Annotated in this window: 19 protein-coding genes; 13 read left to right on the top strand and 6 right to left on the bottom strand. The window is 68.7% G+C overall.

From position 1 onward, the window contains the following. Positions 1-140: 140 nt before the first annotated feature. Both GA0116996_RS22090 and GA0116996_RS22085 read right to left on the bottom strand, forming a co-directional pair. On the bottom strand, positions 141-1,451 hold the full coding sequence (locus GA0116996_RS22090; protein ID WP_092315865.1) for a sensor histidine kinase: 1,311 nt from the start codon (positions 1,449-1,451) through the stop codon (positions 141-143). Then, entirely contained in the window at positions 1,448-2,188 is a 741-nt protein-coding gene (locus GA0116996_RS22085; RefSeq protein ID WP_092315863.1) for a response regulator, read from the bottom strand. The genes GA0116996_RS22090 and GA0116996_RS22085 overlap by 4 nt, the downstream gene beginning before the upstream one ends. Positions 2,189-2,419: 231 nt before the next feature. Between GA0116996_RS22085 and GA0116996_RS22080 the strand changes: the two genes are divergently transcribed. From GA0116996_RS22080 to GA0116996_RS22070, 3 genes are all read left to right on the top strand, one after another. Beyond that, a complete protein-coding gene (locus GA0116996_RS22080) occupies positions 2,420-3,133 on the top strand; it encodes a cytochrome c biogenesis CcdA family protein (RefSeq protein ID WP_092315861.1) in 714 nt (237 codons plus the stop codon). A 3-nt stretch (positions 3,134-3,136) separates the two neighbouring features. Then, positions 3,137-3,676 carry a thioredoxin family protein gene (locus GA0116996_RS22075; RefSeq protein WP_092315859.1) on the top strand — a complete coding sequence of 180 codons (540 nt, stop codon included), beginning with the start codon at positions 3,137-3,139 and terminating at the stop codon, positions 3,674-3,676. Positions 3,677-3,948: 272 nt separating this feature from the next. After that, positions 3,949-5,283, top strand: a complete 1,335-nt coding sequence (locus GA0116996_RS22070) for a nucleobase:cation symporter-2 family protein (protein ID WP_092315857.1) — start codon at positions 3,949-3,951, stop codon at positions 5,281-5,283. A gap of 19 nt (positions 5,284-5,302) precedes the next feature. Here GA0116996_RS22070 and GA0116996_RS22065 read toward each other — a convergent pair whose 3' ends face one another. Beyond that, a complete protein-coding gene (locus GA0116996_RS22065; protein WP_092315855.1) occupies positions 5,303-5,878 on the bottom strand; it encodes a M23 family metallopeptidase in 576 nt (191 codons plus the stop codon). 147 nt (positions 5,879-6,025) lie between these two features. Between GA0116996_RS22065 and GA0116996_RS22060 the strand changes: the two genes are divergently transcribed. Continuing rightward, complete coding sequence (locus tag GA0116996_RS22060; protein ID WP_092315853.1) at positions 6,026-6,340, top strand: TFIIB-type zinc ribbon-containing protein; 315 nt, start codon at positions 6,026-6,028, stop codon at positions 6,338-6,340. Between the two features lie 59 nt (positions 6,341-6,399). On the opposite strand, the gene ggt is transcribed toward GA0116996_RS22060, so the two are convergent. Continuing rightward, on the bottom strand, positions 6,400-8,016 hold the full coding sequence (gene ggt, locus GA0116996_RS22055) for a gamma-glutamyltransferase (RefSeq protein WP_092315969.1): 1,617 nt from the start codon (positions 8,014-8,016) through the stop codon (positions 6,400-6,402). A 357-nt stretch (positions 8,017-8,373) separates the two neighbouring features. Here ggt and GA0116996_RS22050 point away from each other — a divergent pair, with 357 nt between their 5' ends. Further along, positions 8,374-9,171 carry an AraC family transcriptional regulator gene (locus tag GA0116996_RS22050; RefSeq protein ID WP_092315851.1) on the top strand — a complete coding sequence of 266 codons (798 nt, stop codon included), beginning with the start codon at positions 8,374-8,376 and terminating at the stop codon, positions 9,169-9,171. Positions 9,172-9,180: 9 nt separating this feature from the next. Here the strand turns inward: GA0116996_RS22050 and GA0116996_RS22045 are convergent, their stop codons facing one another. Beyond that, positions 9,181-10,818 (bottom strand): hypothetical protein, encoded by a 1,638-nt coding sequence (locus GA0116996_RS22045; protein WP_092315849.1) that lies wholly within the window; start codon positions 10,816-10,818, stop codon positions 9,181-9,183. A 145-nt stretch (positions 10,819-10,963) separates the two neighbouring features. Here GA0116996_RS22045 and blaOXA point away from each other — a divergent pair, with 145 nt between their 5' ends. The 3 genes from blaOXA to GA0116996_RS22030 all read left to right on the top strand — a co-directional run bounded on the left by blaOXA (position 10,964) and on the right by GA0116996_RS22030 (position 13,110). Further along, a complete protein-coding gene (gene blaOXA, locus GA0116996_RS22040) occupies positions 10,964-11,803 on the top strand; it encodes an OXA-1206 family carbapenem-hydrolyzing class D beta-lactamase (protein WP_092315847.1) in 840 nt (279 codons plus the stop codon). 78 nt (positions 11,804-11,881) lie between these two features. Further along, complete coding sequence (locus GA0116996_RS22035) at positions 11,882-12,547, top strand: helix-turn-helix transcriptional regulator (protein WP_092315845.1); 666 nt, start codon at positions 11,882-11,884, stop codon at positions 12,545-12,547. Continuing rightward, positions 12,544-13,110 (top strand): DUF6036 family nucleotidyltransferase, encoded by a 567-nt coding sequence (locus tag GA0116996_RS22030; protein ID WP_092315843.1) that lies wholly within the window; start codon positions 12,544-12,546, stop codon positions 13,108-13,110. Before GA0116996_RS22035 ends, GA0116996_RS22030 begins: the two co-directional genes overlap by 4 nt. An 18-nt stretch (positions 13,111-13,128) precedes the next feature. Here the strand turns inward: GA0116996_RS22030 and GA0116996_RS22025 are convergent, their stop codons facing one another. Beyond that, a complete protein-coding gene (locus GA0116996_RS22025; RefSeq protein ID WP_183292043.1) occupies positions 13,129-13,989 on the bottom strand; it encodes a LysR substrate-binding domain-containing protein in 861 nt (286 codons plus the stop codon). A gap of 91 nt (positions 13,990-14,080) precedes the next feature. Between GA0116996_RS22025 and GA0116996_RS22020 the strand changes: the two genes are divergently transcribed. From GA0116996_RS22020 to GA0116996_RS22000, 5 genes are all read left to right on the top strand, one after another. Then, positions 14,081-15,397 carry a DUF3422 family protein gene (locus GA0116996_RS22020; protein ID WP_092315841.1) on the top strand — a complete coding sequence of 439 codons (1,317 nt, stop codon included), beginning with the start codon at positions 14,081-14,083 and terminating at the stop codon, positions 15,395-15,397. A 185-nt stretch (positions 15,398-15,582) separates the two neighbouring features. Then, entirely contained in the window at positions 15,583-16,851 is a 1,269-nt protein-coding gene (locus GA0116996_RS22015; protein ID WP_092315839.1) for an ROK family protein, read from the top strand. Then, positions 16,838-18,445: a sugar ABC transporter ATP-binding protein gene (locus GA0116996_RS22010; protein ID WP_092315837.1), complete on the top strand. Its 1,608-nt coding sequence runs from the start codon at positions 16,838-16,840 to the stop codon at positions 18,443-18,445. Before GA0116996_RS22015 ends, GA0116996_RS22010 begins: the two co-directional genes overlap by 14 nt. 80 nt (positions 18,446-18,525) lie before the next feature. Then, positions 18,526-19,548 (top strand): ABC transporter permease subunit, encoded by a 1,023-nt coding sequence (locus GA0116996_RS22005; RefSeq protein WP_092315835.1) that lies wholly within the window; start codon positions 18,526-18,528, stop codon positions 19,546-19,548. Positions 19,549-19,627: 79 nt separating this feature from the next. Next, a complete protein-coding gene (locus tag GA0116996_RS22000; RefSeq protein ID WP_165835201.1) occupies positions 19,628-20,554 on the top strand; it encodes an ABC transporter substrate-binding protein in 927 nt (308 codons plus the stop codon). Positions 20,555-20,587: the final 33 nt, after the last annotated feature.

Raw genomic sequence — 20,587 nt, 5'->3', positions numbered from 1 at the left:
TTTTTGCTTAACGGATTTGGGGGATTGGGCCGCCACGAGGACGGTGAGTGGAATTTCCGGGGGGACTGACTTCGCGGGGGCGCCGACTCTCTCCCCCGCCCCTCTCCCACAGGCAGGAGAGGGGCGAAAAAAACTCGCTATCAGGCGGGCAGGCGCAGCGTGGCCTGCAGGCCGCCGCCTTCGCGATTGGCTAGTTGCAGCGTGCCGCCCAGGGCTTGCGTCAGCTGCTGCGCGATCGCCAGCCCCAGGCCGGTGCCGCCGGTGCCGCGGTTGCGCGAGGTTTCGAGACGGTAGTACGGCTGCATCACGCGCTCCAGTTCCGCCTCCGGAATGCCGGGTCCGCGGTCCTGCACGGCGATCTGCAGCCAGCCATCGTCCTGCCGCGCCACCGCCAGCGTGACCTCCGCGCCGAACTTCAGCGCGTTGTCGATCAGGTTGGTCAGGATGCGCCGCAGCGCCTGCGGACGCGTCAGCAGCGGCGCGCCGGCGTGGCCTTCGACGGCGATGGTATGGCCGGCGTCGAGGTAATCGCCGGCCAGGCTGTCGAGCAGTGCATCGGGATCGATGCGGGCCGGGGTCTCGGTGCCGCCCTGCAGGGTGCGCGCATAGGCCACGCCTTCGCGCACCAGGTGCTCCATCTCGCGCAGGTCGTGGTAGAGCTTCTCCTGGGTGGAGGATGCCTCCATCAGGTCCACGCGCAGGCGCATGCGCGTGATCGGCGTCTGCAGGTCGTGCGAGATCGCCGCCAGGATCTGCATGCGCTCGTCCAGGTAGCCGGCGATGCGTGCCTGCATGGCGTTGAAGGCGGCGGCGGCGTGGGCTACCTCGGTCGGCCCGGTTTCGGGCACGCGCTGCGCCTTCAGGTCCGGCCCCAGGTTCTCGGCGGCGCTGGCCAGCTGGCTGAGCGGACGCGTGACCACGCGCACCGCCAGCCAGGCACAGGCCACCAGCAGCGCCAGCTGCGCCGCCAGCATCGCCAGCAGCCACGGCGAGACCAGCGAACGCTTGGGCTGCACGTCGATCGTCAGCGGGCTGCCGTCATGCAGCTGCAGGTGTACCTGGAAACCGCCGCCCGGCTGGCTGCTGGCCGAGACCGGATAGCGGCCCTGCAGCGCCTCGGCAATGGTGTCGACGGCCCGGCGCGCCAGCGGGGCGCGCGGCGGCTCGCCCGGCGTGCCGGCATCGAGGCGGTAGCTGTAGTTCTCGCGCCGCACCCGCTCCAGCCAGGCCGAGCGCTGGTCGGGCGGCAGCATGTCGAGCATCGCCACCGAGCTGGCCACGTCGCGCTCCAGGTTGCCCAGCATCAGCCGGTCGGCCGCGCTCTTGCGCTCCATCATCACCAGGCTGTACGACAGGCTCTGCGCCAGCACCAGCCCGACCAGCAAAATCACCATCAGCCGTGCGAACAGCGTGCGCGGCCATGCCAGCCCCTTGCGCGTGCCCCCGCTCATGAGCGCTCCTCGCGGATTTCGACGGTGGCGCTGAAGACATAGCCGCCGTTGCGCACGGTCTTGATGTAGCGCGGCTCGCGCGCGTCGTCGCGCAGGCGCTGGCGCAGGCGGCTTACCAGCAGGTCGATCGAGCGCTCGAACAGCTCGGCGTCGCGGCCCTGGGTCAGGTTCAGCAACTGGTCGCGCGTAAGCACGCGCTGCGGGTGGTCGACGAAGACACGCAGCAGCCGGTATTCCGCGCCGCTGAGCGCGACGATCACGTCCTGCTCGTCGATCAGGTGGCGGGCGTCGGTGTCCAGCCGCCAGGGCCCGAACGCCAGCACGCTGGCGGCTTCGGTGACCTGCAGGTTGGGCGGCAGCATGCGCGTGCGCCGCAGCACCGAGCGGATCCGCGCCAGCAGTTCGCGCGCGGCAAAGGGCTTGACCAGGTAGTCGTCGGCGCCCATCTCCAGCCCCAGGATGCGGTCGGCCTCCTCGTTGCGCGCGGTCAGCATCAGCACCGGCAGGTTGCGCCGCTCGCCCGCGCGCAGGTCGCGGCACAGCGCCAGCCCGTCTTCGCCGGGCAGCATCAGGTCCAGCACTACCAGGTCGACCGAGCCCTTGTCCAGCGCCGCGCGCATCTCGCGCCCGTTGGCGGCCAGGGACACGCGCATGCCGCTGCGCTCGAGGTAGGCGGCAACCAGTTCGCGGATTTCGCGGTCGTCGTCGACGATAAGGATATGGTCCTGCGGGGTCATGGCGGGTCCCGGAATCGAAGAAAGAAAAGAAAGGGGGCGGCCGGCGCCGGCAAGGATGTCCGTCGCCTGGCCCGGTGCCGCCATTATGCGGCGCTGGCGGCGCTCTTTGTATCGCTGTGTATCCGGCTCGTGTCCGGACAAGAAACATTGCACAGCGGGCCGGATGCGGAAACAACGCCGATACGCCGGGACGGTGCAATGCAGTCATCGCCAATCCCGGAGTCCACCGCCATGATCGATGCCTACCTTGCCTTTGCCGCCGGCGTGCTGACGATTGCGTCGCCGTGCGTGCTGCCCGTGCTGCCCATGCTGCTGGGTGCTTCTCTGGGCGAAACCAGCCGCCTGCGCCCGCTGGCGATCGCACTGGGTTTCGTCTCCGCCTTTTCCGCGCTGGGCATTGTCTTCGGCGCGCTTACCAGCGCCTTCAGCGACGCCCCGGGCGTGATCCGCAACGTGGCCATCGCCATCCTTTTCGCCGCCGGGCTGGCGCGGCTGTGGCCGGCCGGCTTCGCCCGCCTCACGGCACCGTTGGCCGCGCCGTTCGCCGCGCTTACCGACCGCGCCGCCGGCGCCGGCAGCCGCGCCGGCAACGGCCTGGCCGGCGGCTTTGTGCTGGGCATGACGCTGGGCGCGGTATGGACCCCCTGCGCGGGCCCGGTGCTGGCCTCGATCCTGGCGCTGGTGGCCAAGGCGCAGGACCTGCACCGCGCCGCCGGCCTGCTGGCACTGTTTGCCGCCGGCGCCGCCGTGCCGATGCTGGGCATCGCCTACGGCGGCCAGTTCGCCACCACCCATGTACGCCGGCTGGCACGCCATACGCCACGGCTGCAGCAAGCCTTCGGCGTACTGGTGGTGGCCACCGCCATCGCCATGTACTTCCAGTACGACACCCTTGCCGTCGCCTGGCTGACCTCGCTTTTCCCCGCAACCCAACCTGGAGCCTGACCCATGCCCCGCATCCTTCGCACCCTGTTTGCCGCAGCCGCCTTTGCCGCCGCCCCCCTGGCAATCCAGCCCGCCGCCGCCGCGCCCGCCGCGCCCGCCAACTACGGCGCGGCGCCCGAGTTCACCGGTATCGGCAAGTGGCTGAACTCCGAACCGCTGACCCTTGCCGGCCTGCGCGGCAAGGTGGTGCTGGTCGACTTCTGGACCTACAGCTGCATCAACTGCATCAACACCCTGCCCCATGTGCGCAAGTGGTACGACAAATACCGCGACCAGGGCCTGGTCGTGGTGGGCGTGCACACGCCGGAGTATGCGTTCGAGCGCTCCACCAGCAACGTCCAGGCCGCGCTCAAGCGCTTCGACATCCGCTACCCGGTAGCGCAGGACAACGCCTATGCCACCTGGAACGCCTGGCGCAACCAGTACTGGCCGGCGCTGTACCTGGTCGATGCCAACGGCAACGTGGTCTACAAACACTTCGGCGAAGGCCAGTACGCCGAAACCGAAGCGGCGATCCAGAAGGCGCTGGCACAGCGCCGCTAAGCCTGAAAGCCGCCATGCGGGCGGCTTCCACGGCCTCCGCCTTGTCTTCCGGCGCATGGGAGTTGATACAAATTGTATGCAATCTTTGTATCACGGTTCGCTGATCCCTGTTATTCTTGCACGCCTGTTGAGGCGGGATGCAGGTCCTGCCCGCCTCGCTCGCGGAGTTGCCGCACCTGGCCCGCGAGCGTGCACGAGGACGCCGGGTTCCCCGCCCGGCGCCAGAAGAACAAGACAGCCCGGAACATCCGGGCAGACGACAGGAGACTCGAATGGCGCCCTTGCTGTTCCAGGTGGAAGACCGCCCCCCACGGTTGACGACGTTCTTGCTGGCGCTCCAGCATCTGCTGGCCGCGCTGGGCGGCATCATCGCGGTGCCGCTGGTGATCGGCGGCGCGCTGCGCCTGCCCTCCGACCAGGTAGTGGCGCTGGTCAATGCCGCGCTGCTGGGCTCGGGCATCGTCACCATCATCCAGTGCAAGGGCGTGGGCCCGGTCGGCATCCGCATGCCGTGCGTGATGGGCACCAGCTTTGCCTTCGTCGGCGCGGCCATCAGCGTGGGCGTCGAGCACGGCGTGGCCGGCATCCTGGGCTCGGCGCTGGCCGGCTCGCTGGTGATGATCCTGGGCAGCTTCTTCATGCCGGCGATCCGCAAGCTGTTCCCGCATACCGTCACCAGCGTGGTCGTGACCATGATCGGCCTGTCGCTGATCCCGGTGGCGATCGACTGGGCCGCCGGCGGCCAGGGCAGCAGCCGCTATGGCGCGCCCGGCAACCTTGCGATTGCCGTCGCCGTGCTGGCGCTGGTGGTGGCGGTGGTGCAGTGGGGCAAGGGCATGCTGTCGGCCTCGGCCATCGTGGTCGGCATTGCCGGCGGCTACCTGCTGTGCCTGGCGCTGGGGCTGGTCGACTTCACCCAGTTCCACCAGGCACCGGTGTTCGCCGTGCCGCAGCCGCTGCACTTCGGCATGTCGTTCCCGGTTTCCGGCATCGTCGCCATGTCGATCGCCTTCCTGGTCACCATCGTCGAGTCGACCGGCACCTTCATGGCGCTGGGCTCGGCCACGCAACGTCCGGTGTCCGGCAAATGCCTGTCGCGCGGCATCCTGTGCGACGGCTTTGGCTCGGCCTTCGCGGCGCTGGTGTGCAGCCCCCCGCTGTCCACCTTTGCGCAGAACGTCGGCGTGGTGTCGCTGACCGGCGTGGCCAGCCGCCATGTGGTGGCGCTGACCGGCGTGATGCTGCTGCTGGCCGGGCTGTTTCCGGTGCTGGGCGCGCTGGTGGTGACGATTCCGCAGCCGGTGCTCGGCGGTGCTGGCCTGATGATGTTCGCGATGATCGTCTCGGGCGGGATCCAGATGCTCAGCACGGTCCGCTTCACGCAGCGCAATACCCTGATCGTGGCGGTGTCGATCGGCTGCGGCCTGGCCGTGACCTTCCGTCCGGAACTGCTGGCCAAGCTGCCCGCCTTTGTCCACGAGGTGTTCGGCTCCGGCATTACGGTGGGCTCGCTGTCGGCGGTGATCCTGAACCTGCTGCTGCCCGGCGGGAAGGAAGAAGCCGCGGCCGAGGAAGACGGACACGGCACGGTCGGCGAGGCCGCCTGAACCGCAATCCCCGCCGGCGCTAGCGCGCGCCGACGGGCACAGCCGGCCTGAGCAGCGGATAAGGATTGATCGCCCCGCGCGCGGTATAGATGCCGTAGTGCAGGTGCGGCGGCGTGCCCCGCGCATTGCCGGTGGTGCCCACATACCCCAGCACGGTGCCGGCGGCGATGATGTCGCCGGCGCGCACGCCGGCATACCGGTCCAGGTGGGCGTAGTAGTGCATCTGCCGCCCCGGCCCCATCACCCACACCACGTTTCCACCCAGTCGGTTGGTGCCGACGCGCGTGACGATGCCTTCGGTGGCCGACACCACTTCGCGGCCGCGCGGCGCGAAGATGTCGATGCCCTCATGCTTGCGCCCGCCGGAGCGCGCGCCGTGCCAGGTATCGCGCAGCGCCCGGGGCGCCACGCCGGCGACCGGGACCGGCAGCGCCGCCGGCGCGGGCCGGGCGGACAGGCGGGCCGCGTAGATGGCGCGCTCCAGCGGCGGCTGCAGCCAGGGCCAGGCCAGCCAGGCCAGGCCGATCCACAGCGCCAGCCACGCCAGCCGGCGGACCCACGCAAGCACAGGGGGAAGGAGATGCGAGGCAGCCATATGCCTTCGACGGCAGCCTGGCATGCAAATTCCCCGCCCCAAACCCCTTCATGGGTCGTACGCGCCACTTCCGGCCGCCGTGCGGACCGAACCATCGGCGCCGCGGCCGGTCATAACTGGACCGTTTTCATTGCAACAGGAGAACCCATGGACTGTCCGGTGTGCCCGCAAACCCAACTCGTGATGTCCGAACGCCAGGGCATCGAGATCGATTACTGCCCCAAGTGCCGCGGCGTCTGGCTGGACCGGGGCGAACTCGACAAGATCCTGGAGCGCTCGGCGGCAGCCCCGGCGCAACAAGCCCCCATGCAGCAAGCGCCGCAGCAGCAGGCACCGGTGCACAATGCACCGCCGCAGCAGGGCTACCAGCGCGGCTACGGCGACCGTGACCGGGACCGCTACTACGAGCGCGAGCAGAAGCACTATCGGAAGAAGAGCATCTGGCACGAACTGTTCGACTAAGCCGGCCAGAGATTGAAAGAAAGGGCGACCACGGTCGCCCTTTTCTCGTTTGCGGCCCGCTACAGCCCGGCCGCCAGGCCGTCGCCGCGCGGATCGGCAGCGCCGTACATCACGCCGGTGACCGGGTCGATCAGGATCGCGCCGGCATGGCCCATGGCGTCGGTAAAGGCCTGCACCCGCTTCACCGGATGCCCGCGCCGCGCCAGTTCGGCGGTCACCGCTTCCGGCACGCGGCCCTCGATCTTGAGGTCGTTCGACGACACGCCCCAGTTGCGCCCGTAGAGCAGGCGCGGCGCGTTGACCGCGTCCTGCGGCGACATGCCGAAATCGACGATGCGCGTCACCAGCGCGGCCTGGGTCTGCGGCTGCCCCTCGCCGCCCATGGTGCCGTAGACCAGGAACGGCTTGCCGTCCTTCAGCAGCAGCGCCGGGTTCAGCGTATGGAAGGTGCGCTTGCCCGGCGCCAGGTGATTCACATGCGCGGGGTCTAGCGAGAAGAACGCACCGCGGTTCTGCAGCAGCACGCCGGTGCCCCTGGGCACGATGCCGGAGCCGAAGTCGTGATAGACGCTCTGGATCATCGACACCACGTTGCCGTCCTTGTCGGCGGTGCCGAACCACACCGTATCGCCGTGCGGATCCATCGGCTTCACGTCCGCGCCGGCGCGCAGCATGCTGATGCGCTCCGATTGCGCCTGCCCGTGCCGCGCCGACAGCAGCCGTTGCAGCGGGATCTGCACGAAGTCCGGATCGGCGAGATAGCGGTCGCGATCGGCAAACGCCTGCTTGGTCGCCTCCACCAGCACGTGGTAGTAGTCCGCCGTGCCCTCCCCCAGCGCGCGCACGTCGCGCTTGTCCAGGATGTTCAGGATCTCAAGCGAGGCAAAGCCTTGCGTGTTGGGCGGAACGTTGACGGCCTGGTAGCCGCGGTAGTTCACCGAGATCGGCTGGACCCAGTCGGCGCGGTGGCGGGCAAAGTCGGCCTGGGTCAGCACGCCGCCATGGGCATGCAGGTCGGCCACGATCTTGCGCGCAATCTCGCCCTGGTAGAACGCGGCGGCGCCACCTGACGCAATCTGCCGCAGCGTGCCCGCCAGATCGGGCTGGCGCAGCGTTTCGCCCATCCGGTAGGCCGATCCGTCCGGCTTCAGGAAGGCGTGGCGAAAGCCGTCGAAGCGCTGCAAGGCCCGGAATTCGGTGTCGGCCGGGTCGAGATTGATGCGGCTCCACGACGCCAGCGACGCCGACACCGGGAACCCGCCCTCGGCATGCCGGATGGCATCGGCCATCAGCTCCGGCCACGGCAGGCTGCGGCCCATGCCCTGGCGCGCGTACTGATACGCCGCTTCCCAGCCGGCGACGGTACCGGGCACCGTGATCGCCGACAGGTAGCCGCGCGCGGGAACCCGGTCGAGCCCCTTGTCCCGGTAAAGCGCGATGGTCGCGCGTTCGCCGGCACGCCCGCTGGCATTGAGCGCGCGCACCTCGCGCGTGCGGGCGTTGTAGATCAGCCAGAAGGCGTCGCCGCCGATGGAGTTCATGTGCGGGTACACCACCGCGATGGTCGACGCCACCGCGATGGCGGCATCGACCGCATTGCCGCCGCGCTCCAGCACGCGCAGCCCGGCCTGCGTCGCCAGGCGGTTGGAAGAGGTCACCATGCCGCCGGTGGCCATCGGGTTGATACAGGCCGAAGGCGTGTCGCAGTACTTGCCGGCCTCGTCGACGGCCCATGCCGGCGCGGCGGCCAGCGTCAGTGCCGACCACATGCCGGCCAGGCGCAGAGCGTTGAAGAATCTTGTGCGGTGCATCGCAGGCTCCCTGGGTAACACAGCGAAGTTGCATGCCGGAGCGGACGCAACCGGCACGAGCGGTAGAGCGGATTGCCCGGATTGTCTCGTGGGGCGAGCGCAAGTTAGCCTGCGCCAAACAATCTGGCTAACGGCAAAGTCGCATCCGGTGTCGGCAATCGGACATGAGCGGACATCGGCCGCGGCGCTGCCCGTGCCGCCAACCACTACCACCGACCACGCATGCCTGCCCATGATCCCGCCCTGCGCGCGCTCGCGCGGCTGCCTCGCCCGCTGTACGGCCACATCGAAGCCCTGCCCAACCGCGTGCTGGGCTACCGCCACCGGCATCCCTGGTGCCAGTTCGCCTATGCCCTGCAGGGCGTGCTGGAGGTATGGACCGACCGCGGGCGCTTTGTCGCGCCACCGCAATGGGCGGTGTGGATTCCGGCCGGCGTGGCGCACCGCGTGCGCTGCGCGACCGGCACGCGCATTCGCAGCCTCTACCTTGACAACAGCGTCTGCGCGGCGGCGCGTGCCCGTTGCCGCGTGCTGACGGTCAGCCCGCTGTTGCGCGAGCTGATCCGGACCTTCAGCCACCTGCCGGCCGAATACGATGAGCGCGGCGCCGACGGACGCCTGGCGCGCGTACTGATGGACCAGCTTGGCGCCGCGCCCGAAGTGGAGTTCATGCTGCCGCTGCCGGCCGACCCGCGCGTGCGCCTGGTCTGCAATGGCCTGCAGCGCCATGCCGACCGCGACACCAGCCTGGCGGCGTGGAGCGCGCGGCTGGCGGTCTCGGGCAAGACCCTGACGCGGCTGTTCCAGCGCGAAACCGGCCTGACCTTCCGCGCCTGGCGCCAGCGGCTGCGGCTGCTCGACGCCGTGCCCCGGCTGGAGCGCGGCGAAGCCGTGACCGAGGTGGCGCTGGATTGCGGCTATGAGTCCCTGTCGGCGTTTATCGCGGCCTTCCGGCGGCTCTACAACATGACGCCGGGCGAGCTGGCGCGCGCCAACCGCGTCGTTCCAGCGGGCAGTTAGCGAACGCCGTCAGGCACGCTTGCGGTGGCGCCGCGCCGCTTCCGCCGCGGCGTCGCGCAACGCCGGCGGCAGCGCGCGGACCTCGGCCGTGAAGAAGGCGCGTTCGGCCGGGCGCAACGCGGGCAGCTGCCCGGCCAGCCGCTCCACCGCGGCGCACGCGGCGGCGGTGGCGCCCTGTTCATGGGTCAGGTACCAGGCCGATTCCAGCAGCAGGTTGGCCAGCTGAAGCGGCGCCAGCCGGACGTGGCCGGCGTCGTGGTCTTCCAGCGCGAACGCGGCCACGGCCGACCAGCGCACGAAGCCCCTGGCCGGCGCGAACGGCGCATGGAACGGCCGCAGCGCCTCGACCGCGTCGCCCACCGAGAGCGGGCGCTGGCGGCGGAACACGGCCATGCTGTCGCTCGCGCTGGCCGGGCGGTCCAGCGGCGGCGCATCGGGCCCGCAGCTGCCGCGCGCGATGCGCAGCAGGAAGATCGCATTCCACGCCGTGCCGCCGCCGACGCCGAAGCGGTCGCAGATCCATTCCGACAGCCCCAGCCAGCGCATCGCCTGCCGCTGCACGGCGCTGGCGGAAAGGCTGCGCGCGCCGTCGATCAGCCCATGGCGCCAGAACAGCCACAAGCTCAGCCCGATATTGGCTGCGGCATGCTGCACGGCATCGACCGAATCGGCCTCGTATGCAGCCTGCAGCGCGCCCGAGAACGCGTCCAGCGCGCGCTGCGCCGCAGTCGCCGCGGCCGCATGCCCGGGGCGCATGGCATCGGCCTTGTGCAAGAGCGCTTCGAGGTTCAGCACCTCGAAGCGCACGCGCGGGTTGTAGCGCACCACCAGGCGCAGCTCGGCATCGGCGTGCAGGTGCTCCAGCCCGGCACGCGCGCCCTCGCCGTCGCCGCGCGTATAGCGCTCCCAGGCACGCACCACCTGCGCCATGGCCTGGAACGCCGGCGTGGCCGCGCCCGCGTCGGCCGCCTGAGCCAGCCGGTCGAAACGCCGGAGCGCGGCGCGGCTCTGGTCGAGGCGCCCGCAGCGGCGCCACGCCTGGCTTTCCTTCAGCAGCGACAAGGCCTGCTGGAAACCGTCGCCGGCAAGCCGGCGCGCCGCGCCGAAGGACTCGGCCACGGCAAAGCCGTGGGCGCCCGCATGGCCGTCCTGCGCGCTGCGCATGGCCTGCGTCAACTCGCTCCAGAAGGCCATCTCGCGCATCACGTAGCCAGTGCCATCGCGCTGCGCCGGCGGCACGGGATGCGCGCCGGCAGGAAAGCCGAAATGCCGCGCCAGCGCAACCGGGCCCAGCGTGCGGCCGTTGGCGATAAAGCGCAGCCGGCGCGCACTGGCCGCCGTCAGCCAGAACGGCCCGCGGCTGCGCAGCGCAGGGTTGGCCGCGGCCGGATCACGCGCGCGGTCCGCGCCCCACCCCATCACGACGCCCCAGCTTGCGAAGTCCGCAAACGCGCGCGACACCAGCATGCGCAGGTTGGCCGCCGTGGGGAACGCTCCGCGTACCGCGGCGGCGGTGACTGCTCCCTCCGCGCTGCGATGCGCATGCCATGCGCGTGCGAGCAGCCACACCGACTGGTAGCGCGCGGGCTGGCCATCGACCCGGTAGGGACTCGACACATCGACATGGATCAGGGCAGGCGCGGGCATCGGTTTGGCAGCAGGCAGCAGTGGCGACGCCCGCCATGTTACGCAAGTTACAGGGCACGCGGTTGGCGCTGCGCGAGCGCTCTCCTATGCTGCGCATCACGGTCCGGGCCCGGATTGTCATTCCCTCAACTTCCCACGCACAACCATGAACAATCATCTTGCCCGCCTGCTGACGCCGGTGGCCTTCGGCCTCGGCCTGCTTGCCGCCAACCTGCCCGCGCTGGCCGCGCCAAAGGAAGCGCCGCTCGACGCCGCGGCACTGTTCCGCCAGGCCGATACCACCGGCACCATGGTGATCTACGACCTGCGGCGCGACCGCATGCTGACCTACAACCCGTCGCGCGCCGCCACGCCTTATTCGCCGGCATCGACCTTCAAGATCATGAATTCCCTGATCGGCCTTGAAACCGGCGCGGTGGCCGACGTCGACCACGACAAGCTGCCATGGGACGGCAAGGTCTGGCTGGTGGGCGGCAAGGCCGTGCTGCCCGAGACCTGCAACGCCGACGTGCCGCTGCGCGTGGCCCTGCCCAACTCGTGCGTGCCGGCCTACCAGGCGCTGGCGCGCCGGGTCGGCAGCGCGGCCTACCAACGCTACCTGAGCGCATCGCACTATGGCAATGCCGACAGCTCAGGGCCGGTGGACCGCTTCTGGCTGAACGGCAAGCTGAAGATCACCGCCTACCAGCAGATCGATTTCCTGAAGGGCCTGGTGCAGCGCACCCTGCCGTTCTCACCCGCCACCTTCAAGGCCGTGGACGACATCACCGTGCTGGAGCGCACCGCCAATTACACCCTGCACGCCAAGACCGGCTGGGCCACCTCGGCCAAGCCGGCGGTGGGCTGGCTGGTGGGCTGGGTCGAGCGCGGCAATGACGACTACCTGTTCGCGCTGAATCTGGACCTGCTGCGGCCGGAGCATGCCAAGGCGCGGATGGAGATTGCGCGGGCCGCGCTGCGGCAGGTGGGCGTGCTCGCCGACTGAGCGCGACCAAGGGTGCTGGGCGTCCAAGTGTTCAATGAATTAGTCAATTCTTGCCTTTTTGACTAGAATACTAGACATATGCCAGCCTTCACTGACACCACTACAGTCCTGGAACGTCACTTGCTTCTGCAGCTGGGCGACCGTCTCAAACGGCTGCGGAAGGCGAGAAAACTCAGCACGGTCGAGATGGCCAAAAGCGTCGGCATTTCCCGAACGACGCTCGCGGCCGTTGAGGCGGGCGATCCTGCGCCAACCATGGGCACCTACCTGCGGGTGATGTCCGTGCTCGGCGTCGCCGGCGATCTTGCCCTGCTGGTCAGTGACACATTCCAGCCGCCGCCCCCGGATTCTGCGGCGGGTGCGTCCACGCGTGCCAGACCACATGTGCAGGTCATGGTCAGGACTGATCCGAGCCGTCACGAAGCACAGGACCTGCAAAGCATGGCGCTTCACAAAGAGGCGATCCGCATGATTCAAGATGATCCTGCGCTACTGGACCGTGCCCACGAGGTTCTCAGGCGATGGCGCTTGCAAGGGGACGCACGGTCAGATTCACTCTGGTCCGAATGGGAGGCAATTCTTGCGAAACAGTCGTGGCGCAAAGTGCTTGGCCGGACTCGGCGTGCTCAGGAACTTCGCCAGGCCTCTCCCCTGCCAACGATTCTGCCCGAGGCCCTTCGGCAGGACGTGCTTGCGCAGGTCCGGTCGTTGAAGAAAGGGGTAGTGCTCGGGGATCAGGAATGAACCGGGAAAATCTTGAACACATCATTCGGGCTGCGGCCGACATTACGAACGAGTATGAATTCGTAGTCGTTGGCAGCCAATCAATCCTTGGACCCATCCCCAATCCCCCGGCGATATTCACGATGTCCGCGGAGGCTGACATCTACCCGCTCAATGCCATCGACAAGGCGGATGCGATTGATGCAGCCATCGGCGAAGGTTCGCGCTTTCACGAGACATACGGTTATTACGCGCAGGGCGTCGGGCCGGAGACCGCGTGCCTCCCTGCCGGTTGGCAAAGCCGCTTGCAGCGCATCCAGACGCCGGGCACGAACGGACGCGTCGGCTATTGTCTGGACGTGGTTGACCTCTTTATGGCGAAGGCGGTAGCGGATCGTGACAAAGACCGAGTGTTCTGCATGGCGCTGATCCAGCACGGCTACGTCTCCCCGCTTACAGCGATAGCTCGGGTCGAGGACATGCCGATAGAAAGAGCTGCCCAGGGCCGACTGCGTGCACGCATCAAGCGATGGACGAAGGCCTTGCGCGACCACGGCCACGCGTTTGCACCGGATGAGGCCTGAAACTGCCTTCAAGTGCCGTTATCCGTTGCGGCGCTGCAAGCCGGACAAGATCTGTTCAGCAAGGAAATCACACGGGGGCCGCTTCGACTTGGCGCTGCGCGCCAGCAACAGCTCCAGCGCAGCCAGCTCGGGCAACCCCTGTGGCTGGCCAAGGATCGTGAAATGCGCCGGCACTGCGCAACGCGCCAGCGGCGCCACCGCCAGTCCGGCTTCCACCATGCTGAGCAGGCCAAGCAGGCTGGGGCTTTCGTAGGACATGCGGTAGGCAATCCCGGCTCGTTCCAGGCTGCGGATCGCATTGTTGCGCGCAACGCTGCCCGGCTGGAACACGGCGATGGGCAGCGGCCGCTCGTTCCAGATTTCCCGGGCCGACGGCGAAGCCGCCCACACCATCGGTTCCAGCCGGATAAATTCACCGGACAATCCTTTCACGCGCGTGGCGCAGGCCAGGTCGACGGTTCCGTCTTTGACCAGCGGCGCCAGCGCCACGCTCGGCAAGCCGATGACCTGGATTTCTACCTTGGGGTAGGTCGCGGAAAATTTCTTGAGGATCGGCGGCAGCAACGACGAGGCATAGTCATCCGGCATGCCGAGCACCACGCGCCCGGTCACATCCGGGCGTACCACGGCCGCCCAGGCCTCGTCGCGCAGGGCCAGCATGCGGCGCGCGAAGCCGAGCAGCACCTCGCCTTCCGGCGTCAGCAGCAAGTTCCTCGGCTTGCGCACGAACAGCGGCTTGCCCAAAGCGAGCTCAAGCGCCTTGATCTGCATGCTGACCGCCGACTGCGACCGGTGCACGAGTTCGGCCGCACGGGAGATGCTGCCGGTATCTGCCACGGCCACCATCATCGCCAGCACATCGAAGTCAAGCGCTTTCATTGGTATCAGTAAACCTGAAGCAACAAATCAATTTTACGCGTTTTTCTTAATGGTCCGGCCACGGCATACTGATCCGAAACGTTAAACGCCCATGCCGCATCTCATCCTGGACCACCCCCTGCGCGACAGCCTTGCGCGCGAACTGCATGCCCGCCCCTTCCTGCGCATCGGCGGATCCGCCTCGCTGACGCACTTTGCCATCTATGCCGAGGGCGAAGGCGATACCAACATCCACCACGCCCTGCTGGCTGACCTGTGCAGGCTGACCGGGCTCGACCAGCCGGCCGGCGGCGCGACGCATTACTCAGCGCGCTGGAACCATGGCACGCAACTGAAGTGGGAGCGGCACACCGAGTTTTCCACCTTCACGTTCGTGGCCCGGCGCAGCGACACCGACTACTTCTCGGAGCTGGCCACCTCGCATGTCCCGGCGCAATGGTTCGAGCGCTTCGCCGGCAAGCGTCTGGTGGCGCTGCGCATGGAACTGGTCTCCGGCGAGGCCGCCGGCCATGCGCGCGACAACGTGAGGCAGTGGATCGATGGCCCTATCCTGGCGGGCAGCCACGTGCTCGGCGGCGGTGAGGTGTTCTGCGACTGGACCATTCCCCCTGACGGCTTTACGCGCTTCCTTGTCATCGACAATGGCTTTCGTGAAGTGCAAGGCGGACGGCTGTTGCAGCGGCTATACGAGATCGAGACGTACCGGATGATGGCGCTGTTGTCATTGCCAGTGGCGCGTGAACTGGGGCGCAGCGTCGATCATCTGCAGAGCGCGCTCGCGCCGCTGATGCGCAGCATGGACACCAGCCAGGGCGGGCGCCACGATGCCGCGGTGCTGGAACGACTGACGCACCTGGCCGTCCGCATCGAAGCCCTGGCAGAGTCCGGCAACCGCTTCAGCGCGTCGCGTGCCTACGAGAAGCTGGTGCTGGCACGCATCCAGGAATTGCGGGAAGAGCGGATCGAGGGCATCCCGACGATCGCCGAATACATGGAGCGCCGCTTCGCGCCGGCCATGGAGACATGCAGGTCGGTGTGGGCGCGGCACGAGCAGTTTGCCAGCCGCGTGGCGCGCGCGCTCGACCTGCTTCGCACGCGCGTCAACCTGGCGCAGGAGCAGGACACCACGCGCCTGCTGGAGGGCATGGACCAGACCGCGCGCAACCAGTTGCGGCTGCAGCATGCGGTCGAAGGCCTGTCCGTGGCTGCCATTTCCTACTACGTGCTGTCGCTCGCCGGCACCGGGCTCAAGGCGCTGCATGCCGTCCATCTGCCGCTGGACCCGGAACTGATCAAGGGCGTGTTGATCCTGCCGGTGGTGCTGCTGGTGCTGCGGGCGACCCGGCGCAGCAAACATGCCGGGGAAAAGGCGTCAACGCGGCGACAGGCTGAAAACCAAGCTGCGTAACCTGCACATCAGCATTAGCGGATAACGCGCCCAGCCTCGTATCCCCTCCAGGGTGGGCTGGGTGTGAACGTTCGCCCTCGGGTTTCCCCGTAGTTGAGTTTTCCGTCCTTCCGTCATTTAATTCAACATGAATTAATTAATGAGCGAACCGTGGCAGTGTGGTTCGCCAACAGGACGGAGACAACATGACGGCATCCAAGGCGGGTCGTGGCGTGAATTCCGCCAGCCTGCGCCTCTACAACGAACGCGCGCTGCTGCTGGCGCTGCGCCGTGCCGGCGAAGCCTCCAAGGCGGATCTTGCGCGCATGGCGCAACTGACCAATACGGCCGTCGGCAGCATCGTTCAGACGTTGTCCGACGAGGGCCTGGTCGAGCAGTCCGGGCGCCGCACGGAAGGCCAGCGTGGGCAGCCCGCCAGCCTGATCCGGCTTCAACCAAAGGGCGCCTTCGGCCTGGGCGTGAGGCTGGACCGGGGCAGCATCGAGGTGGCGATGGTGGACTTTGCCGGCCATGTCCTGGCCAGCCGCGCCCATCAACTGGTATTGCCGCACCCCGACCAGGCGCTCGAGCTGGTGCGGCACGATATCGCCGAGCTGCGTGCCCTGCTCACCCCTGCAGAACAGAAGCGGCTGCTGGGCATCGGCGTGGCGCAGCCCTATAACCTCGGCGCCTGGCTGCGCGAGCTGGACGTGCAGGACGATGCGTTCCAGGCCAGCTTCCGTGCCTGGGACGAGGCCGATTTCCCGGCGATGCTCAACGCCGCCACCGGCCTGCCGGTGTTCGGCGAGAACGATGGCACCGCCGCCGCGGTGGCCGAGCTGTTCTACGGGCGCCACCACGCCCAGCATTTCCTGTACGTGTTCCTGGGCCCCGCCATCGGCGGCGGCGTGGTGCTCAACGGCGATTGCGTGCGCGGGGTTTCCGGCAATGCCGGCGATATCGCGATGATGCCGGTGCCGCGCAGCACCCTGTCCTCTGCGCCGCCGGCGACGGGCCAGCGCAAGCGCCACGACATCCTGATCTCGCGCGCGTCGCTCAACGCCCTGACCCGCCACCTGCGCCACCATGGCGTGGTGGTCAGCGGTCACGCCGACCTGGAGCGCCAGGTCGAACTGGGGCACCCGGCGGTCGGGGAATGGGTGGCGGACTGCGTCGATGCGCTCGCGCCCGCGCTGCAGTCCGCCCTGGCGGTGCTCGACGTACCGCTGGTGATCTTCGATGCCGATATCGACGGCGGCCTGGTCGCCACGCTGATCGCGCGCCTGCAGCAGGCGCTCGCTGAAAGCGCCCCCGAAGCCCGCGCGCCGGCCACCGTGGTGCGCGGCTGCTTTGGCGCCAACGCCGGCGCGGTCGGGGCCGCGTCGCTGCCGATGTTCATGAACTTCTCGCCGCGCACCGAGTTGCTACGGGGTGCGTCGGCCATCGTCCCGGAGGCCAGCCATGCCAATGTCTGAAGCACCGCATGCATCGCCGACGCCAACGCCCTTGCATGGCGGCCATGCGGGCCACCGCGGCGACCCTGCGCCGCTGCTCGAGCTGCATAACATCTCCAAGACCTTCCCCGGCGTGAAGGCGCTCACCAATATGGCGCTGACCGTCTACCCCGGCGAGGTCCATGCGCTGATGGGCGAAAACGGCGCGGGCAAGTCAACGCTGATGAAGATCCTGTCGGGCGCCTACATTGCCGATCCCGGCGGCGAATGCCGCATCGCCGGCAAGCCGGTAACCATCGACGGTCCGGCCGCGGCGCGCGCCCACGGCGTGGCCGTGATCTACCAGGAACTGAGCCTGGCTCCCAACCTGAGCGTGGCCGAGAACATCTACCTGGGCCGCCACCTGCATCATCGCGGCATGGTCGACCGCGCCGCCATGGCGCGGGCCTGCGCGGCCACGCTGGCGCGTCTGGGCGCGGACTTCACGCCGCAGGCGGCGGTACACACATTGTCGATCGCCCAGCGCCAGCTGGTCGAGATTGCCCGCGCGGTGCACTTCGAGACCCGCATCCTGGTGATGGACGAGCCCACCACGCCGCTGTCCACGCGCGAGACCGACCGCCTGTTCGCGCTGATCCGCCAGCTGCGCGCCGAAGGCCTGGCGATCATCTACATCAGCCACCGCATGGCCGAGATCGACGAACTGGCCGACCGCGTCACGGTGCTGCGCGACGGCTGCCTGGTCGGCACGCTCACGCGCGACACGCTGACGCAGGCGGCACTGGTCAAGATGATGGTCGGGCGCGACCTGTCAGGCTTTTATACCAAGTCCCATGGCGAGCGCGCGCCAGGCGAGATCCTGCTGTCGGTGCGCAATATGTCCGACGGGCAGCGCGTGCGCGGCTGCAGCTTCGATCTGCGCGCCGGCGAGGTGCTGGGGCTGGCGGGACTGGTCGGGGCCGGCCGCACCGAGCTGGCGCGGCTGGTGTTCGGCGCCGACGCGCGCACCGGCGGCGCGGTGTTCGTGGCCGGCACGCCGCTGGCGGTCAGCGGCCCGCGCCAGGCCATCGATGCCGGCATCGCCTACCTGACCGAAGACCGCAAGCTGCAGGGGCTGTTCCTGGACCAGAGCGTGCACGAGAACATCAACCTGATCGTGGCCGCGCGCGATGCGCTGCGCGGCGGGCGCCTGAACCGCGCCAGCGCGCGCCAGCGCACCGCCGCGGCGATCCGCTCGCTCGGCATCCGCGTGGCGCACCCGCAGGTCAATGTCGGCGCGCTGTCCGGCGGCAACCAGCAGAAGGTGATGCTGTCGCGCCTGCTGGAAACGCGCCCGCGCGTGCTGATCCTGGACGAACCGACCCGCGGCGTGGATATCGGCGCCAAGGCCGAGATCTACCGGCTCATCGACGCCCTGGCGCGCTCCGGCGTGGCGGTGCTGCTGATCTCCAGCGAACTGGCCGAAGTGGTTGGCCTGTGCGACCGCGTGCTGGTGATGCGCGAGGGCGAGCTGGCCGGCGAAGTGCCCGGCTGTGCCGATGCCGCCGCCATGCAGGAACAAATCATCGCGCTGGCGACCGGAGCCGGCGAATCAGCTTCCGCAGTCCTGCATTGACCCATTGAATCCTCATGAAAGCCGGCCAGAAAACGGCTGAGCCGGGGCGGCCTGCTGCCTCGCAGCCACAGGAGACACCAATGCGCAACACCAGCAATCCCAGCAATCCCCTTTCATCCGCGGCCCACGCCGCCCCGCCGGCGCGCGGCGCCGGACGCGCCACCACCCAGGAGCGCCTGCGCGCCCTCGGCATGCTGCCGGTGCTGGTGCTGCTGTGCGTGGGCTTCACGCTGCTGACCGAGAACTTCGCCAGCCTGCAGAACCTCTCGATCATTGCGCAACAGGCCTCGATCAATCTGGTGCTGGCCGCCGGCATGACCTTCGTGATCCTGACCGGCGGCATCGACCTGTCGGTGGGCTCGATCCTGTCGGTGTCGGCGGTGGTGGCGATGCTGGTGTCGCTGATGCCGCAGCTGGCCGCGCTGAGCGTACCCGCGGCGCTGCTGTGCGGCTTGCTGTTTGGCCTGCTCAACGGCGCGCTGATCGCATTCATGAAGCTGCCGCCGTTTATCGTCACACTGGGCAGCCTGACAGCGGTGCGCGGGCTGGCGCGCCTGGTCGGCAACGACAGCACGGTCTACAACCCGGATATCCCCTTCGCCTTCATCGGCAACGGCGACCTGCTGGGCGTGCCCTGGCTGGTGGTGATCGCCGTGGCGGTGGTGGCGGTGTCGTGGGTGGTGCTGCGCCGCACGGTGCTGGGGCTGCAGATCTACGCGGTCGGCGGCAATGCCGAGGCCGCGCGCCTGTCGGGCATCAAGGTCTGGGTGGTGCTGCTGTTTGTCTATGCGGTCTCTGGCCTGCTGTCGGGACTGGGCGGCGTGATGTCGGCGTCGCGCCTCTATGCGGCCAACGGGCTGCAGCTGGGCCAGTCCTATGAGCTGGACGCGATCGCGGCAGTGATCCTGGGCGGCACCAGCTTTGTCGGCGGGGTCGGTTCGATCGCCGGCACGCTGGTGGGCGCGCTGATCATCGCGGTGCTGTCCAACGGGCTGATCCTGCTGGGCGTGTCGGATATCTGGCAATACATCATCAAGGGCCTGGTGATCATCGGCGCAGTCGCGCTCGACCGCTATCGCCAGAAGGGCTCGGCCCGTACCTGACCTGCCGCCGCACCGGAGACAAGCCGTGATCCCACCCATCCTCAAGGCCCTCGCCGCGGTCGCGCTGGCGGCACTGTCCATGCTACCCGCCATGGCCCCCGCGCAAAGCGCACCGGGTTCCGCCGCGCCGTCCATGCAACGTCCGCTCAAGAAGGTCGGCGTCACGCTGGGCTCGCTGGGCAATCCGTACTTCGTCGCACTGGCCCGCGGTGCCGAGGCCGCCGCCCGGCAGGTGAACCCGAAGGCAAAGGTCACCGTGCTGTCGGCCGACTACGACCTGAACAAGCAGTTCGCGCATATCGACAGCTTTATCGTCGCCGGTGTCGACCTGATCCTGATCAACGCCGCCGACGCGCGCGCCATCGAGCCGGCGGTGCGCAAGGCGCGCAAGGCGGGCATCGTGGTGGTCGCGGTGGACGTGGCCGCGGCCGGCGCCGACGCCACGGTGCAGACCGACAACACCCAGGCCGGCGAACTGGCCTGCGGCTTTATCGCCGACCAGCTCAAGGGCCGCGGCAACGTCATCATCCAGAACGGGCCGCCGGTGTCGGCGGTGCTGGACCGCGTCAAGGGCTGCAAGACGGTGCTGGCGCGCCACCCGGCCATCCGCATCCTCTCCGACGACCAGGATGCCAAGGGCTCGCGCGAAGGCGGCCTGAACGTCATGCAGCTGTACCTGACGCGTTTCCCCAAGGTGGATGCGGTCTTTACCATCAACGACCCGCAAGCCGTGGGCGCGGACCTGGCCGCGCGCCAGCTCAACCGCCGCGGCATCCTGATTGCCTCGGTCGACGGCGCGCCTGACATCGAGGCTGCGCTCAAGGCCGACACGCTGGTGCAGGCCTCGGCCAGCCAGGACCCATGGGCGATTGCGCGCACTGCCGTGCAGCTGGGCGTGGGCATGATGAACGGCCAGCGCCCGGCCAATCCAACCGTGCTGCTGCCGTCCACACTGGTCACGCGCGCCAATGTCGCCCAGTACAAGGGCTGGGCCACGCCCCGCTGAACTGCCACGCCCGTTCCGGTTCCCCTTCCCCCC

Origin of the sequence: Cupriavidus alkaliphilus (genome assembly GCF_900094595.1) — a bacterium.
In the GTDB taxonomy this organism is placed as follows: Bacteria; Pseudomonadota; Gammaproteobacteria; order Burkholderiales; family Burkholderiaceae; genus Cupriavidus; species Cupriavidus alkaliphilus.
This window is presented reverse-complemented; position numbering and strand designations above follow the sequence as displayed.